Origin of the sequence: Hungatella sp. SL.1.14 (assembly GCF_024460495.1) — a bacterium.
Classification (GTDB): domain Bacteria; phylum Bacillota; class Clostridia; order Lachnospirales; family Lachnospiraceae; genus Hungatella; species Hungatella hathewayi.
The window spans coordinates 1-297 of sequence record NZ_JANFYJ010000394.1; the positions used below are offsets into that span (position 1 = coordinate 1).

At 49.5% G+C, this 297-nt stretch carries 1 protein-coding gene; it reads left to right on the top strand.

Annotation, left to right across the window (positions count from 1 at the left end; translation table 11 throughout):
• Positions 1-297: efflux RND transporter permease subunit (locus NE473_RS31520; RefSeq protein ID WP_256265674.1), on the top strand; the 297-nt coding region annotated here is incomplete at both ends.

A 297-nucleotide genomic window follows, 5' to 3' on the forward strand; every position in this document is an offset into this window, starting at 1 on the left:
CGATTGTATTCTGTATGGCAGCGTCTCTGATTTCTGCCATGACGATCGTACCTCTGTGCTACAGCCGGTTCCGGCCGGTTGAGAAGAAAAATTCTCCGGCTTCCGGTCTGGTGCGCATGATGCAGAACGGCTATCGAAAGATTATTGGAAGGCTTTTAAACAAAAGAAAAACAGTTATGGGCGTATCCATCCTGCTCCTGGTGTTATCCTTTCTGATTGCGGGAAGACTTGGATTTGCCCTTATGCCTGACGTAGATCAGGGAACCATTGCAGTAACGGTGGAAGTACGGCCGGGAC